This is a genomic window from Flavobacterium sp. ASW18X (assembly GCF_005144745.1).
Taxonomy (GTDB): domain Bacteria; phylum Bacteroidota; class Bacteroidia; order Flavobacteriales; family Flavobacteriaceae; genus Croceivirga.
In genome coordinates this window covers 160,863-177,579 of sequence record NZ_SWKK01000003.1, presented here as the reverse complement: position 1 = coordinate 177,579, position 16,717 = coordinate 160,863, and the positions used below count along the sequence as shown (strand labels likewise).

Annotated in this window: 14 protein-coding genes; 7 read left to right on the top strand and 7 right to left on the bottom strand. The window is 38.8% G+C overall.

Going from position 1 to position 16,717, the window contains the following annotated elements; all coding sequences use genetic code 11:
* Positions 1 to 18: 18 nt before the first annotated feature.
* The 3 genes from FBT53_RS01800 to FBT53_RS01790 form a co-directional block, all read right to left on the bottom strand.
* Positions 19 to 315: a co-chaperone YbbN gene (locus FBT53_RS01800; RefSeq protein WP_136949461.1), complete on the bottom strand. Its 297-nt coding sequence runs from the start codon at positions 313 to 315 to the stop codon at positions 19 to 21.
* 89 nt (positions 316 to 404) lie between these two features.
* The gene (locus FBT53_RS01795; RefSeq protein ID WP_136949460.1) at positions 405 to 1,631 is read right to left on the bottom strand and encodes a metallophosphoesterase; all 1,227 of its coding nucleotides are present in this window, start codon (positions 1,629 to 1,631) and stop codon (positions 405 to 407) included.
* A 53-nt stretch (positions 1,632 to 1,684) separates the two neighbouring features.
* Positions 1,685 to 2,404: a copper homeostasis protein CutC gene (locus FBT53_RS01790; protein ID WP_136949459.1), complete on the bottom strand. Its 720-nt coding sequence runs from the start codon at positions 2,402 to 2,404 to the stop codon at positions 1,685 to 1,687.
* Positions 2,405 to 2,441: 37 nt separating this feature from the next.
* On the opposite strand from FBT53_RS01790, the gene FBT53_RS01785 reads away from it, so the two are divergent.
* Complete coding sequence (locus tag FBT53_RS01785; protein ID WP_136949458.1) at positions 2,442 to 3,434, top strand: isoaspartyl peptidase/L-asparaginase family protein; 993 nt, start codon at positions 2,442 to 2,444, stop codon at positions 3,432 to 3,434.
* A gap of 114 nt (positions 3,435 to 3,548) precedes the next feature.
* Positions 3,549 to 6,383 carry a DNA polymerase I gene (polA, locus tag FBT53_RS01780; RefSeq protein ID WP_136949457.1) on the top strand — a complete coding sequence of 945 codons (2,835 nt, stop codon included), beginning with the start codon at positions 3,549 to 3,551 and terminating at the stop codon, positions 6,381 to 6,383.
* Positions 6,384 to 6,440: 57 nt separating this feature from the next.
* Here polA and FBT53_RS01775 read toward each other — a convergent pair whose 3' ends face one another.
* The 3 genes from FBT53_RS01775 to FBT53_RS01765 form a co-directional block, all read right to left on the bottom strand.
* Positions 6,441 to 7,619 (bottom strand): acetate/propionate family kinase, encoded by a 1,179-nt coding sequence (locus tag FBT53_RS01775; RefSeq protein ID WP_136949456.1) that lies wholly within the window; start codon positions 7,617 to 7,619, stop codon positions 6,441 to 6,443.
* Between the two features lie 25 nt (positions 7,620 to 7,644).
* Positions 7,645 to 9,744: a phosphate acetyltransferase gene (gene pta, locus FBT53_RS01770; protein WP_136949455.1), complete on the bottom strand. Its 2,100-nt coding sequence runs from the start codon at positions 9,742 to 9,744 to the stop codon at positions 7,645 to 7,647.
* Positions 9,745 to 9,938: 194 nt separating this feature from the next.
* Positions 9,939 to 10,385 (bottom strand): MarR family winged helix-turn-helix transcriptional regulator, encoded by a 447-nt coding sequence (locus tag FBT53_RS01765; protein ID WP_136949454.1) that lies wholly within the window; start codon positions 10,383 to 10,385, stop codon positions 9,939 to 9,941.
* A 117-nt stretch (positions 10,386 to 10,502) separates the two neighbouring features.
* On the opposite strand from FBT53_RS01765, the gene hppD reads away from it, so the two are divergent.
* The 5 genes from hppD (at position 10,503) to hisC (ending at position 16,159) form a co-directional block, all read left to right on the top strand.
* Positions 10,503 to 11,633, top strand: a complete 1,131-nt coding sequence (hppD, locus tag FBT53_RS01760) for a 4-hydroxyphenylpyruvate dioxygenase (RefSeq protein WP_136949453.1) — start codon at positions 10,503 to 10,505, stop codon at positions 11,631 to 11,633.
* An 83-nt stretch (positions 11,634 to 11,716) separates the two neighbouring features.
* Positions 11,717 to 12,874: a homogentisate 1,2-dioxygenase gene (locus FBT53_RS01755; protein ID WP_136949452.1), complete on the top strand. Its 1,158-nt coding sequence runs from the start codon at positions 11,717 to 11,719 to the stop codon at positions 12,872 to 12,874.
* 77 nt (positions 12,875 to 12,951) lie between these two features.
* Entirely contained in the window at positions 12,952 to 14,172 is a 1,221-nt protein-coding gene (fahA, locus tag FBT53_RS01750; RefSeq protein ID WP_136949451.1) for a fumarylacetoacetase, read from the top strand.
* Positions 14,173 to 14,178: 6 nt separating this feature from the next.
* A complete protein-coding gene (locus FBT53_RS01745; RefSeq protein WP_136949450.1) occupies positions 14,179 to 15,054 on the top strand; it encodes a flavin reductase family protein in 876 nt (291 codons plus the stop codon).
* A gap of 1 nt (position 15,055) precedes the next feature.
* Complete coding sequence (hisC, locus tag FBT53_RS01740) at positions 15,056 to 16,159, top strand: histidinol-phosphate transaminase (RefSeq protein WP_136949449.1); 1,104 nt, start codon at positions 15,056 to 15,058, stop codon at positions 16,157 to 16,159.
* Between the two features lie 36 nt (positions 16,160 to 16,195).
* On the opposite strand, the gene FBT53_RS01735 is transcribed toward hisC, so the two are convergent.
* Positions 16,196 to 16,693 carry a lipocalin family protein gene (locus tag FBT53_RS01735; RefSeq protein ID WP_136949448.1) on the bottom strand — a complete coding sequence of 166 codons (498 nt, stop codon included), beginning with the start codon at positions 16,691 to 16,693 and terminating at the stop codon, positions 16,196 to 16,198.
* Positions 16,694 to 16,717: the final 24 nt, after the last annotated feature.

The window sequence follows — 16,717 nt, the reverse complement described above, 5'->3', positions numbered from 1 at the left end:
TTTAAAACGTTTAGAAAATTAGATATACTCGTTAAGAATTCCTATCAGAGTGTTTGCATCTTGCTCACCACTTTGGCGCCAGACCATTTCCCCTTTTTTGTATATCATTAATGTAGGCAACCCCTTTATACGAAGTGCCTGTGAAAGTTCTTTATTCTTTTCAACATCTATCTTAATCACTTTACCTTTATCACCCAAGGCGGCAGCAACATCCTTCAACACTGGATGCATAGAAGTAGACTGCTCATTCCAATCGGCATAAAAATCCAATAGAACCGGTACATTTAAATCTATAAGTTCACCAAATTTGGACATGGAAAATGATTTTGTTGTAATCAAAAGTAAGAAAAATTGTTAAAGTAATACATTAAGTACATCTCCCTGAGCCTTGAACACCGTTAAATTCAAGTTAAACCTTTCTTCTTTAAACGAATAACTGTAATCTCTGGCCATATACCTACCCTTCCCGGATAACCAAGAAAACCAAAACCTCTATTCACATTTATAAACTGCCCCATTTCTTCGTAAATACCAGCCCAATGCTTATACCGCCACTTTACAGGACTCCATTTAAACCAACCTGGAATTTCTATTCCAAATTGCATTCCATGGGTATGCCCACTTAATGTTAAATGGTAATGATGGTCGTCATGTATTATTTCTTGCTCCCAGTGAGAGGGGTCATGACTCATTACTATTTTAAAATCTTTCTCTTGAACACCCGCTACAGCCTTCTGCAAGTCACCCATTTTTATAAAACCACCAGCTCCCCAATTTTCCACACCAATTAGCGCAATACGCTGGCCGTCTTTTTCTAAATAATTGGCTTCATTGAGTAAGAGATTAAAGCCCATTTCTTTTTGCAACCCCTTTAAATCCTCTAAATTCTTTGCCTTAGCTGCCTTACTCTCCCATTCCACATAATCACCATAATCGTGGTTCCCTAAAACCGAAAATTTCCCGTCTTTTGCCTCTAAACTTCCAAACAAATCTTTCCAAGGAAGCATTTCTGTTGCCATGTTATTTACCATATCACCAGTAAAAAGAATAACATCGCTTTGTTGCTTATTTATTAAATCTATGCCGTATTTAATTTTATCATAATTATCAAAACTACCGCTATGTATATCCGAAATTTGAGTGATTTGATAATTATGAAATGCTTCTGGCAAATCATCGAACTCCAAATCATAAGAAAGTACCTTGTAATTATATTTACCCTTATACATTCCATACAACAAGGCCCCAAATGGTAAGGCAGCCAAACCAAGTCCTAATAGACTTAAAAATCTTCTCCTTTCTGGTATGGTAAATGCTTTATTCGCGTTAAACCACTTATTATAAGTACCTACTAATAATCTAAATACATCTTCCCCAAACAAAAAAATGATGGTAATTAATTGAAAAGATAGCATAGCTAAAAGAAAACCGAATGCATAACTCTTAGGCCTACTTAGCACCCTTCCAGAATCTGCTATTGAAAATTGATAGATAAAATTACCTAACACCAAAAGGGATATTACTATAAATGTGTAATGCACCCAAGGCTGTCTAGCGGCAGTGCGGATACCCTGCAATGCATAGAACCCCATTACCAAATAAAGTATAGAAAATATAATCCAGCGTGTCATAGCTTTTTTAACAAATATATTGGTTAATATAGGCTAGCTCTATCATTTATACATTATTTAACGGCCTTTATCACCGATTGTATAGCACCGCTTTGTGTTACCGACACCTGACTTTCTACTAAATGTTTGAGGGAATTCATGCTAATTTTACCCCTTATATCTAATTGTTGTTCAAAGCTTGTTCCTGATAAATGTATAGCAGCCAAGTTTGCAGCTTTAAAACGTGTAGCATTTGCTGCTGTAATACCCCCGCCCGCCATAATTTGGACATTAGATTGTTGCTGCCACTCCTGCAAGACTGGTATGCCTTTTTCTGCGCTAACTTGTTGACCAGAGGTCAACACCGCATAAACCCCCAAATCCTCTAAAACCTTTAAAGCTTTTTGGGGATTTGGAACCCAATCAAACGCTCTATGAAAAACTAAAGATTTGGCACCACATATTTTTTTTATTTGCTTCATCCTAGTAACGTCAATTGCACCATCTGCCGACAACACTCCTATCACAATTGCATCTGCACCGTATTCCAAACATACCTCTACATCCGCCAGCAACACCTTAAACTCATCTTTACTATAAGTAAAATGACCACTTCTTGGACGAACAAGTACATGCACTGGTATTTGAAGTGATTTCTTTACCAATTTTAATAAGCCAAAAGATGGTGTAATACCTCCTACCCCTAATTCCGAACACAACTCTATCCTATCTGCTCCTGCATTCATCGCTCTCTGAGCGGAGGTAAGCGAATTTGCACAGACTTCTACTAGCATATTTCTATCTTTAGAAAGCTAAATTTAATCAACCACCATGAAACGAAGAAAATTCTTAAAAAATTCCAGTCTAACCACTGCAGGAGCACTTTCTGCGCCATTACTAGCCTCTTGCAACAATACAAAAACAAAAAAAGAAACATCCAGCACCGTATCAAATCCAGTAAAACCAATCGTGATATGTACTTGGAATTTCAAAAATGCCACGGCTAAAGCGTGGGAAGTTTTACAAACAGACGCTTCTGCATTAGACGCTGTTGAACTAGGGGTCATGGTAGAAGAAGCAGACCCCACTAATGAAACCGTAGGCAAAGGCGGAAGACCAGACCGCGATGGAAACGTAACCTTAGACGCCTGCATTATGGACAAAGACAGTAATTGCGGAGCCGTAGTATACTTACAAAATATTGCTCATCCTATAAGTGTTGCTCGCAAGGTGATGGAAGAAACGCCCCATATCATTTTAGCAGGAAAAGGAGCTGAACAATTCGCTTACGAAAAAGGATTTAAAAAAGAAGACCTACTCACCGAAAGCACGCGAAAACAGTACGAAGAATGGAAGAAAAATTCTAAGTACGAAACCATAATTAACATAGAAAACCATGACACCATTGGCATGCTCGCCATTGATAAGAAGGGCGACATTGCCGGCGCTTGCACCACTAGTGGAATGGCCTATAAAGTGGCCGGAAGAGTTGGGGATAGTCCAATTATCGGTGCTGGTTTATTTGTAGACAATGAAGTTGGCGGAGCCACAGCCACTGGTGTAGGAGAAGAAGTGATACGGACTGTTGGTAGTTTTTTAATTGTAGAACTCATGAGGCAAGGTAAAAGTCCGCAAGAAGCCTGCGAAGAAGGCGTAAAACGAATTATGGCTAAAAACAAGGACCGTAAAGATTTCCAAATCGGTTTCTTGGCTATCAATAAAAATGGAGAAACAGGTGGGTATTGCGTACATCCAGGATTCACGTACCGCAAGTACGATGCAAGCGGTCATGACAACATACAGGTCAATAGTTTTTACAGTTAACAAACTTTAAAGCTTTAGTTACAAAGCTTAACACCAACCATTCCATGCTTTAGCAGTCGACAGCACTTAAATCTCAGTAGTAATTTTTAAATTCGTGCTTTTAACACTATTCTGATGTCCGAACAAAAAAGACTATTTCTTTTAGATGCTTACGCACTTATCTTCCGTGGTTACTATGCATTAATCAAAAACCCAAGAATCAATAGCAAAGGCATGGATACCAGTGCCATTATGGGATTTATGAATTCTCTTTTTGATGTGATGCGAAGGGAGCAACCAGACCATTTGGCCGTAGCCTTTGATAAAGGAGGGAGTGTGGAACGTACAGAATTGTTTGAAGAATATAAAGCGAATAGAGACGAAACACCAGAGGCTATCAAAATTGCCGTACCCTATATACAAAGCATTTTAAAGGCAATGAAGATACCTGTTGTAGAACTAGAGGGTTATGAGGCGGATGATTTAATAGGAACGCTATCCAAGCAGGCCGAAAAAGAAGGCTACAAGGTGTTTATGGTGACTCCAGATAAAGATTTTGGGCAATTAGTAAGTGAAAACATCTTTATGTACCGCCCTGCCCGTATGGGTAATGGTATAGAGATTTGGGGAATTCCAGAGGTGCAAAAAAGATTTGGAGTAGAACGCCCAGAACAAGTCATAGATTATTTAGGCATGATGGGGGATGCGAGCGATAACATTCCTGGATTACCTGGGGTTGGAGATAAAACTGCTAAAAAGTTTTTAGAGCAATTTGGCACTATGGAAGGCCTACTGGCCAATACGGACCAGTTAAAAGGTAAAATGAAAGAAAAGGTTGAAGCAAATGCGGAATTAGGTAGACTATCCCGCCAACTTGCTGAAATCAAGACTGATTGCGAGGTAACATTTGATGCAGATGATTATGAAATTTGTCCGCCAGATGCTGAGAAAGTACAAGAGTTGTTTGAAGAATTGGAATTTAGACGCCTAAAAGACCAGTTCTTAAAATTATATGCTGGTGAAGCAGATGCGGGCACTCAAATCAGCAGTACACCAACTGCAAAAAAAGAAGTCAAAGTAGCGGGTAGTGGTCAATTTACTTTATTTGGCGGCGACCCTGCTGAAGCTGCTGCCACCATTACAGAAAGTAATAGTCGTAAAACTTTAAAAGATGTAAGCCACCATTACCAATTAGTAGAAGAAGGTTTTGCTACTGAAATGTTTCTGAAAAACTTACTTTCACAGACTTCAGTATGTTTTGATACGGAAACCACTTCTTTAAACCCTTTAGAAGCAGAATTGGTTGGTATCGCTTTTAGCTGGGAAGCTGGTAAAGGATTTTACATTCCCTTTCCTGAGAATCAGCAAGAAGCGAAAGAAAAAATTGAACTGGTAAGGCCTTTCTTTGAATCGGATTCAATCGAAAAAATAGGACAGAATTTAAAATACGATATTAAAGTGATGCATCGCTATGGAGTAGATGTTAAAGGTAAATTGTTTGATACTATGTTGGCGCATTACCTCATCAATCCAGATATGCGACATAATATGGACGTGCTTTCAGAGACATATCTTAATTACACGCCAATTTCAATAACAGAATTGATTGGCAAAAAAGGAAAAAATCAACTAAGCATGCGGCAGGTTCCACTAGATAAACAGACAGAGTATGCCGTAGAAGATGCAGATGTAACCTTTCAATTGGCACAGCATTTTAAACCAGAGCTAGAAGAAGCTAAAACCACAAAACTTTTTGAAGAAATAGAAATTCCTTTGTTGCGTGTCTTAGCAGATATGGAATCGGAAGGCATTAATTTAGATAAAGAATTTCTCAACTCCCTAGCCACAGATTTAGATAATGACATTAAAAGCTTAGAACAAGAAGTTTACGAAGCTGCAGGAGAAGAATTCAACATTGGATCTCCAAAGCAATTAGGAGAGATTTTGTTTGGGAAGTTAAAATTGGTAGAAAAGCCTAAGAAGACTAAAACAGGACAATATTCTACTTCAGAAGATGTATTATCTTACTTGGCCAAGGAGCACAAAATTATACAAGATGTATTGGATTACCGCGGTCTCACCAAACTTAAAAGCACTTATGTAGATGCGTTGCCAGAACAAGTGGAAGAAGCTACAGGTAGGGTACATACGGATTATATGCAAACCGTAGCCGCCACAGGCCGTTTAAGCAGTAATAATCCTAACTTACAAAACATTCCAATTAGAACAGAACGCGGCAGACAAGTACGTAAAGCTTTTGTACCTAGAGATGAGAACTACGTGCTTTTAGCCGCAGATTACTCCCAGATAGAACTACGTATTATAGCTGCATTAAGTGAAGAAGACACCATGATAGAAGCTTTTAAAAACGGTATGGATATTCACGCCGCTACAGCATCTAAAGTTTTTGGAGTACCTATGGAAGAGGTTACACGTGAACAGCGTAGTAATGCCAAAACAGTAAACTTTGGTATTATCTATGGAGTATCTGCATTTGGGCTTAGCAACCAAACTGATTTGAGTCGTTCAGAAGCCAAAGAATTGATTGACACCTATTACAAAACCTACCCAAAATTACGCAACTATATGAGCGAGCAGGTAGATTTTGCACGCGATAATGGTTATGTACAGACCGTTTTAGGTAGACGTAGGTATTTAAAGGATATTAATGCTGGAAATCAAGTAGTACGTGGTGCAGCAGAACGTAATGCGGTTAATGCTCCTATACAAGGAAGTGCAGCAGATATTATTAAAATTGCCATGATTAATATCCATAAAAAATTAGAAGAAGGCAAATACAAAACCAAAATGTTATTGCAGGTACATGATGAATTGGTGTTTGATTGTCATAAGGACGAATTGGAAGAAATGAAGCAATTGATACAATCCGAAATGGAAAACGCCTACAAACTATCTGTTCCTTTGGATGTGGAAGTAGGCATTGGGCAAAATTGGTTAGAAGCACATTAATATAACATCATTGAAAAAAATAAAACCCTCAAGAATTCTCTTCTTAAGGGTTTTCTTTTAAAGATTTGTTACCTCTAGCGCTATTGCCAATTCTTCATTGGTAGGCACTATTAAAACAGGCACATAACTTTCTTTAGCTATATTTCGCGTGTTAGCAAGTCGTTTATTGTTTAATTCTGCATCCAAATTTATATTAAAACAATCCAAGCCTTCACAAGATTCCCATCGTACTTCGTCACTATTCTCTCCTACCCCTGCTGTAAAAATCAATGCATCAATTCCGCCTAAAGCCGCTATATAGGCTCCAATATATTTTTTAATACGGTACGTATAAATGGCCAAGGCTAAAGCTGCATCTTTATCCCCATCTTTTCTTTTTTGTAAAACCGTCCGCAGATCGTTATCACCCGCAATACCCAACAATCCGCTCTTTTTGTTAACACTTTCCTTTAAATCGGAAACCGTGAAACCTTTCTCATGCAAATAGAAAAGAACAGAAGGGTCTAAATCTCCACTTCGGGTACCCATCATTAAACCTGGTAAAGGGCCTAACCCCATTGTTGTATCAATACAAACTCCATCCTTAATAGCCGCCATGCTACAGCCATTTCCTAAATGGATAGAAATTATCTTATGCTTTTCTCCCAAACCTAGAAAATCTACACCTTTATTTGCAACGTATTTATGGGAGGTTCCGTGAAAACCATATACCCGCACCCCATAATCTGTATACCACTCTTTAGGTACCGGATATCGATATGCCTTAGCAGGTAAATCTGCATAAAAAGAAGTATCAAAAACAGCATATTGTTTAACACCTTTAAAAATCTGTTCGGCAACTTCAATACCTTTTAAATTGGCAGGATTGTGTAGCGGTGCCAAACCAAAAAGTTTTTTAATCTCTGCCTTCACCTCTGGTGTAGCCAACATACTTTTCTTTAAAATCTCTCCACCATGTACTACTCGGTGACCAACGGCAAATAAGTCCGTCGGTTGTTCTATGAGCTTTATGGTACCTTCCATTAACCACTGGGCTACCACAGTAAGACCAACTTCAAAATTAGGTATAGCCATTTCTTTTTGTACTCCTTCCTTAGCATCCGAAGAAAAGGTTACAATGCTTTTTTCTTTTCCGATTTCTTCAATGGCGCCCTTAGCTAAAACCGACTGCTCTGGTAATTGAATTAATTGAAATTTGAGGGAAGAACTACCCGAATTTAAAACTAAGATTCTCAATGTTGTATGGGTTTAGTTGGATATTTTAATCTTCTTGGGCTTGTACCGCAGTAATAATTACCGTGTTTACAATATCATCTACCGTGCAACCCCTGCTTAAATCGTTTATAGGCTTATTAAGCCCCTGTAATACAGGTCCTATAGCCAACGCTCCGGTTTCTCGCTGCACGGCCTTATAGGTATTATTACCTGTATTTAAATCAGGAAAAATCAATACATTGGCTTTCCCGGCAACTAAAGAGTTTGGCATCTTTTTTTGCCCAACCTGTAAATCAACCGCGGCATCGTATTGTATTGGACCTTCAATTAACAAATTAGGATTACTAGCTTTTACCAATTTAGTAGCCTCACGTACTTTCTCTACTTCTTCCCCCTTACCAGATTCACCTGAAGAATACGATAACATGGCCACTTTTGGCTCCAAACCAAAATTATTGGCCGTTTGCGCAGAAGAAATAGCAATTTCTGCCAATTGAGCGGCTGTAGGATTTGGGTTAACCGCACAATCTCCATACACCAGTACTTTATGCTCCAAACACATAAAGAAAACAGAAGAAACTACATTTACATTGGGTTTTGTTTTTACAAACTGCAATGCAGGCCTTATGGTATGCTGGGTGGTATGTACGGCTCCAGAAACCATACCATCTGCGTCTCCTGAAAAGACCATCATAGTTCCAAAATACGAAACGTCTCGCATTAAATCTTCCGCTATTTTACGGGTAACGTTTTTGTGCTTACGCGCCTCATAGAGCGTTTCTAGGTACTGATCAAATTTTACGTATTCTGATGGATTAATTATGGCCACTTTCTCCAAATCTATAGCCAAGCCACTATTGATAATTTTTTCGGTAATTGTTTTGGAGTTACCCAATAAGGTGACTTTAACTACACCATCCCTACTTAATATTTCTGTAGCTTTTAAAATACGATCATCCTCACCTTCTGGCAAAACAATATGTTTTTTATTTGCGGTTGCCATCTCCATGATTCGGTAACGAAACATCTTCGGCGTTAAAACATCGGTTTTAAAATTGGTAAACTTTTTAATAAGGTAATCCACGTCTACATGTGAATTAAATTCTCGTATAGCCGCATTGAACTTAGTTCTATATTCTAATTTTAACTTAGGAACTATGCTATCTAGGGCTAAAGCGGTATTAAACGTATTGGTTTTCACCTTTAAAATAGGTACTGTCCGTTTTAAGCCTTCTAGTAGATTAATTACCACCGCATCTACATCATGAATACCCGTTAAGACGATGCCAGATATTGATGGGTAGTTTTTAGATTGGTTGGCCTGCAACGTTCCTAAAATAATATCTAAACGGTCTGCCGGTGTAACTACTACACAGCCTTCGCTCATAAATTCTAGATAATTTTTTAATTGCATTGCTGCTATAGACACCCTATGCATTTGTTTTTGGTTCAACTCTTCTTCTCCAAATAAAACCTGGGCTTTTAAGGTCTCTGCCACCTCTGATAGCATAGGAGCAGAAAGTGTAGGAATTTGCGGAATGGCAGAAAACAATTTCTTCTTACCCGTGCCACCAAGCTTTTCACGTAGCATAGACAGGTAATCGTCTGTATCATCTTCTTTAACCTTATTCACTATAGTACCAATAACTTCACAATTAAACTCTTCAAACTGGTCTAGAGCAATGTGTAGTTGGCGGGCCAATTCTTTAGGTTTCTTATCCTTACCATTACCTATAAGCAATACCGGCGCACCAATATTTTGGGCAATACGCGCGTTTATTTCAAATTCAAAATGACTGTTTTCTCCAACAAAGTCTGTTCCTTCTATCAAAACCACATCGTGTTTTTTCTCCAGATTCTTATAATCCACAATAATCCTTTCTATAACACGCTCAAACTTGCCCTCCTCCAGTAAATCGCTCATTTCACTAGCTTGAAATGAGAAAGATTCGTCATACGTTTGTTTAGAATTTACCATGCCCAATACCAGGGTAATGTTATCATCTTTTTCTTGTGTATCTAGGATGATGGGTTTAAAATACCCAACAGTTCCCGTACGTTTAAGCAAGGTATCTACGATGCCAACAGACACTAACGATTTGCCACTATTTGCCTCTAAACCGGATATATAAATTGACTTTGTCATTAACTATTCTGATTTCTTTAAAATTAAGGATTGAAGTATAAATTACCCTGTACTTCCCAGTTTTTCTTGCATTCTTGATTAGACTATAAGTGATTAACCCATAATCTAAAGAAAATACCATTTCAAAATTCTAGTAAATTGCAGAAGTTAACTATGACGATTGTCAGGTTTATACCGAAGCGACAGGAAAGTTATCAACTGGCTTCATAATTAGCACCCAACGTATCCAGGACCTTTAAAAAGTTTGCAAATTCAGTAGGATTCAAATCTTTTACGGCCAGCCTACGCAAACGTAAAGCTTCTGGCAATACCTTGTCTACAATTTCTGTCCCTACAGTAGTAAGCTCTAATTTAAATCGTTTTAAATCCCCTTCAAAACGCGTTTTTTTTATCCACCCTTTTCGTTCTAAACCTCCAATAACCCTAGAAATTGTGGCTCTATTTCTAAAATTAAGCTGGGTTAGTTCACTTTGGGAGGCCTCTTCGCCCATGTTATATACCTGGTGCATTATGACCCATTGTTCTATGGTCATGTGTACATCCAAATTATCAAAGGCCCGCAAATAAGCATCTTGTATTTTTCTTAGTACCAAATCTAGGTGTAGGCCTATGCCGTGAATTTCATCAATCTTGTTCAACATACTACCGCAAAATTTAACCTAAAATTTCTACAAAATCCTAGCATGATTCAATTTTTCTTATATTTTTGTTGCATCAACAACAATTAATTGATAGTATTAAGCTAAAACTACTGCAATATGGAAGCAAATACACTAGAAAAACAGCATACGGAACAGGACTTTATGCCTATTAACGGAACGGATTACGTAGAACTTTATGTTGGTAATTCCTTACAAGCTGCACACTACTACAAAACCGCATTTGGTTTTCAATCCTTAGCCCACGCGGGCTTGGCTACTGGCTTAAAAGACCGCGAAAGTTATGTTGTGGTACAAGATAAAATTAGATTGGTACTTACATCTCCCTTAAAAAGTGGTACTACCATTGGCAAACACATAGACCAACATGGCGATGGCGTCAAGGTGGTTGCCCTATGGGTAGAAGATGCTACACAAGCGTACAATACCGCCATGGAAAAAGGCGCAAGGTCCTATCAAGAACCCATTACAGAAGAAGATGCCAATGGCAAAGTAGTGCGTGCGGGCATTTACACGTATGGTGAAACCGTGCACATGTTCGTAGAGCGCAAAGATTACAACGGCACTTTTTTACCGGGCTTTACCAAGTGGGAAACACCAGATTACAACCCAGCCCCAACTGGTTTAAAATATGTAGACCACATGGTGGGTAATGTAGGGTGGAATAAAATGAATCACTGGGTAAATTTCTACGAGCAGGTGATGGGATTCAAAAACATTCTTTCTTTTGATGATAATGACATTTCTACCGAGTATACAGCCCTAATGAGCAAAGTAATGAGTAATGGTAACGGCCGAATTAAATTCCCGATAAACGAACCTGCAGAAGGGAAGAAAAAATCTCAAGTAGAAGAATATTTAGATTTTTATGAGGGTGAAGGCGTACAGCATATTGCGGTTGCTACCGATGATATTATTAAAACGGTACGTGATTTACGTTCTAGAGGCGTAGAATTTTTACGAGTGCCAGACACGTATTATGATGTGGTAACTGACCGTGTAGGTGAGATTGATGAGGATATTGCTCCGTTAAAAGAATTAGGCATTTTGGTAGACCGTGATGATGAAGGCTACTTGCTACAAATCTTTACAAAACCAGTAGAACCAAGACCTACCATGTTTTTTGAGATTATACAGCGTAAAGGCGCACAATCTTTTGGCAAAGGTAATTTTAAAGCCTTGTTTGAAGCTATTGAGCGTGAGCAAGAACTAAGAGGAACCTTACATTAATTTGGTTACAATTGCGCAATTGGCGTTCTAGTTTTCCGTAACTTAATGCCAATTGCCCAACAAAACCTTTTAACTAAAAACATATGCCTATCTATCACAAACTTGGAAAATTACCTCCTAAACGCCATACCCAGTTTACCAAACCAGATGGCAGCTTGTATTATGAGCAACTGTTTGGCACCATTGGGTTTGATGGTATGAGTTCCCTATCCTATCACATTCACCGGCCTACCCAAGTAAAAGAAATTGGTAAAGCTGTAGATGTAGCTCCAAAAATAGCAGTAGCCAAAAACATTACCTCTCGTAAATTTATTGGATTTGATGTTGCTCCCAAGGACGATTATCTAGAAGCTCGTGAACCTTTATTGGTAAATAGTGATGTGCATGTAGGCTTGGCAGCCCCTAAAAAATCGTTAACGGAGTATTTCTATAAAAATGCAGATGCAGACGAAATGCTTTTTATTCATAAAGGTTCTGGAACGTTACGTACTTTTTTAGGTAACATTCCTTTTGAATATGGGGATTATTTGATCATTCCCAGAGGAATGATTTACCAAATAGATTTTGATACGGAAGACAATAGAATTCTTTATGCGGAATCCTTTTCGCCTATTTACACCCCTAAAAGATATCGTAATTGGTTTGGGCAATTGTTAGAGCATTCTCCTTTTTGTGAGCGCGATTATAAATTGCCACGAGATTTACAAAGTTTTGATGAGAAGGGAGCCTTCACGCTTAAAATTAAAAAACAAGGCATGTTGCATAGCTTAGTCTACGCTACACACCCTTTTGATGTTGTGGGCTGGGATGGTTATAATTTTCCTTACGGGTTTAGTATACACAATTTTGAGCCCATTACGGGCCGTGTTCACCAACCACCTCCAGTACACCAAACCTTTGAAACCAACGCTTTTGTGGTCTGCTCTTTTTGTCCACGTTTGTACGATTATCATCCAAAGGCCATACCCGCACCTTACAATCATTCCAATATAGATTCTGATGAGGTTTTATATTATGTAGATGGAGATTTTATGAGTAGAACAGGTATTGGACCAGGTTATATTTCCCTGCATCCAGCTGGTATACCCCATGGACCACACCCCGGCACGTACGAAGCAAGCATTGGCAAAAAAGGTACTGAAGAATTAGCCGTTATGATAGATACGTTTAAACCCTTAATGGTTACAGAAAATGCCTTAAAGATAGATGATGGGGCATACTACAAGTCTTGGGTGGAATAATTAAGTTTTCCAACAATACCACAAACACGCTTAAATTAAGTAATGTTTTCTGCAACAGCAGAAATGAATATAAAACTATGATAATAAACATACCCGCTAATTCAGATTTTAGCATTCATAATATTCCTTTTGGCATTTTTTCTACTAAAGATAGAAGCCCTAGAGCGGGCGTTGCCATTGGCGACCATATTCTAGACTTAGCAGCTGTTGCCGAATTAGATGTATTCAATTTTAATACAGCGGTTTTAGAACGGTCAGACCTAAATGATTTCATTGCTCTTGGAAAAGAAATCACTTCTAAAGTTAGAACCGATATTCAAGCTTGGTTGCAGGACGACAATTCTGTTTTGGCGAATAAGCCTGAGCTTTTTGTGCTCCAAACAGAAGCTCAAATGCACATGCCGGTTTGCGTTGGGGATTATACCGATTTCTACTCTAGCATTGAGCATGCCACTAATGTTGGTAAGATGTTTCGGGACCCAGAAAATGCGCTTTTGCCCAACTGGAAACATATTCCCGTAGGGTATCACGGTAGAGCTAGTTCTATTGTAGTAAGTGGGCAACCCATACACAGACCTAAAGGACAAACCCTACCGAAAGATGCTACTCAGCCGGTGTTTGGGCCTACGCAGCGGTTAGATTTTGAGTTGGAAATGGGCTTTATTGTCGGCAAGAACACACAAATGGGCGATACAATTACAACCAGTGAGGCAGAAGACTATATTTTTGGACTGGTATTATTCAATGACTGGTCCGCTCGTGACATTCAAAAATGGGAATATGTACCATTAGGACCCTTTTTGGCCAAAAATTTTGCCTCTTCCATTTCTCCATGGATTGTCACTTTAGAAGCATTGGACCAATTTAGAGTTCAAGGTCCAACACAAGAACCCAAAGTACTTCCGTATTTAGAATATGAGGGCTCCAAAAATTATGACATTAACTTAGAGGTTTCTTTAACTCCCGAAAATGGAGAAGAAACTACTATCTGTCAAAGTAATTTTAAATACATGTATTGGAACATGACCCAACAACTGGCTCACCATACAGTTAACGGCTGCAACGTACATGTTGGGGACATGATGGCATCTGGAACCATTTCTGGAAAAGATGAAAATAGCTACGGATCCATGTTAGAACTAGCTTGGATGGGTACCAAACCTGTACAACTTAAAGATGGTACGGAACGTAAATTTATACATGATGGCGATACGGTAACCATGCGTGGGTATGCAGAAAAAGAGGGGAAACGTGTTGGTTTTGGCAAAGTTAGTACAAAGGTTTTATCTACAAAATAAAGAGTTATGGCTATAAAAACTATTGACCCAAACAGCATATCGCAACCAGAGCTACATAATATACTTTTAACAGCAGTTGCACCTAGACCTATTTGCTTTGCTAGTACGGTAGACAAAGAAGGCAAGGTAAATTTAAGTCCGTTTAGCTTTTTTAACGTGTTTAGTTCCAATCCGCCTATTCTTATATTTTCTCCAGCACGTTCTGGAAGAGACAACAGTCTTAAACACACACACGAGAATGTAGTTGAGGTACCAGAAGTAACTATCAATATTGTTAATCACGCAATGGTGGAGCAAATGTCGCTCGCCAGTACAGCATATGCCAAAGGTGTAAATGAATTTGAAAAAGCTGGCTTTACCCAATCTCCTTCAGAAAAAATAAGACCACCCCGAGTTGCGGAAGCCCCCGTTGCCTTGGAATGTACCGTACAAGAAGTTATAGAGCTAGCACAAACGCCAGGAGCAGGAAATTTGGTCATTGCCAAAGTAGTAAATGTGCACCTAAACGAAGATTATCTTACCGATGGGCAATTAGATACTACAAAATTAGATTTGGTTGGGCGTATGGGAGGCAGCCATTATGTACATGCCAATGGCGAGGCCCTTTTTGAGATACCAAAACCCATACGGACACTTGGCATTGGCGTAGATGCATTGCCAGAAGGTATACGTAATAGTAGTGTATTAACAGGAAATAATTTAGGACGATTGGGCAATATGGAAGCTTTGCCTACTGCAGATTTGATAAATTCCATAGTTAAAGAAATGGACCTGCCAGCTACCAAAATGGAAATTCACCAACTAGCAAAATCCATTCTAGATGACGGCGACACCATCAAAGCGATGGCTTTATTACTATATGCCGAAACGCTAAACAACTGAAATGAGTAACGATATTACGAGCAGTTTTAAACCGTTTTTACAACCCAAGGAGGTATATAAAGGCGGCAAAAATATACCGCCTAGCAACAAAAAAATATACAAGCTCTCTTCCAATGAGAATCCGCTTGGGGCATCCCCAAAAGCCGTTAGAGCCGCTAAAGCAATACTAGACAAAGTAGACCTTTATCCAGATCAAACGGATATACGCTTACGGGAAGCACTTACAGCAGATTTTAACAATGAAATTACAGCGGACCAATTTATCACAGGAAATAGTGGCTCCGAGGTTATAGATATGCTTTTACGGGCATTTGTTCGGGAGGGTGATGAGGTAATTTTTTCTAACCCCTGCTTCTTACCGTATGCTGTTTTTTCTAGGTGGTACGGTAGCAAGCAAATAGATGTACCCTTGAAAGCACCTAATTACGAGTTAGATGTAGAAGGCATCTTAAATGCCATTACGGCCAAAACCAAGGTTATCTTTTTGACCACACCCAACAACCCCACGGGAACATATATTCCAAAGTTGGTTTTGGATGAATTCTTTAAACGCGTACCGAAAAGCATTTTAGTGGTTATAGATGAAGTATACCGGCATTTTGCAGATGCAGAAGATTATGTTACCGCATTGCACTATGTAAAACAAGGATACAGCGTAATTGGGCTAAATAGTTTTTCTAAAACCTATGGATTGGCAGGCTTACGCATTGGCTATGGGTATACCACGGCAACTATTGCTAATTACCTGCGATTAATTCACAAACCGTTTTTATTGCCCATAACATCCATAGAAGCGGCTATTGGCGCTTTACATGACCACGAATTTATTTCCGAGACGGTAAAAACGGTTAAAGAAGGTAGAAAAATGATTGCAGACGCATTTGAGGAACTCAACATAAAATATTGGCCTAGCCAAGCGAACTTTTTTATCATAGAACCACCATTCCCAGAAATGGAATTTACAGATAAAATGATGCAAGAAGGAATCATGGTAAGACCCGTAACACAGTTTGGCGCTCCAGGCAAAGTACGTATAAGTGTTGGCAATAAAGAGGCTAATTTAGCCTTGATCAAGGCACTTGAAAATATAAAAACCCGAGACTAGCTCGGGTTTTACTTTTTCAATTTAGATAGGTTTTACCTATTGCTTTGTAAAAATTATCGTAGCCTCAGTTAAATTTTCATCGTCAAATTCATTACCGGCCACAACCATTGTATCCCCATCTATTTGCACTGTGATTGTTTCTTCTTCTAAATCTTCATTTATAAAGGTAAGCTGGTCTCCTTCTAAACGCCAAACAGAAGTTTCCGTATCGCTTTGTGTAGGGCAAGGAACATCTAAGCCTGTAGGACCAGAATTTACCTCTAAAAAAGATATCTTATCAGTAGCTGTAACGGAACCTTCAGCATCAAATTCAAAAGTCAACAACGCACAGCTTTCTGCATTCAATGCATCCACGATTTCCTCAAATAAATTCAATTGTGTAGAATTTTCTTCCTCTATCTGCACATCGGTCATTAACCAAGTACCAACAATAGGACTTACAGCCAGGCTGTCCATGCCAGAATCGTCTTCATCATTAGAACAAGAGAATAATACCAAAGCCGCAAAAGCACTCAAAAAGAAGTTCTTTTTCATCTTAAATTAATTTATGAATTGCTC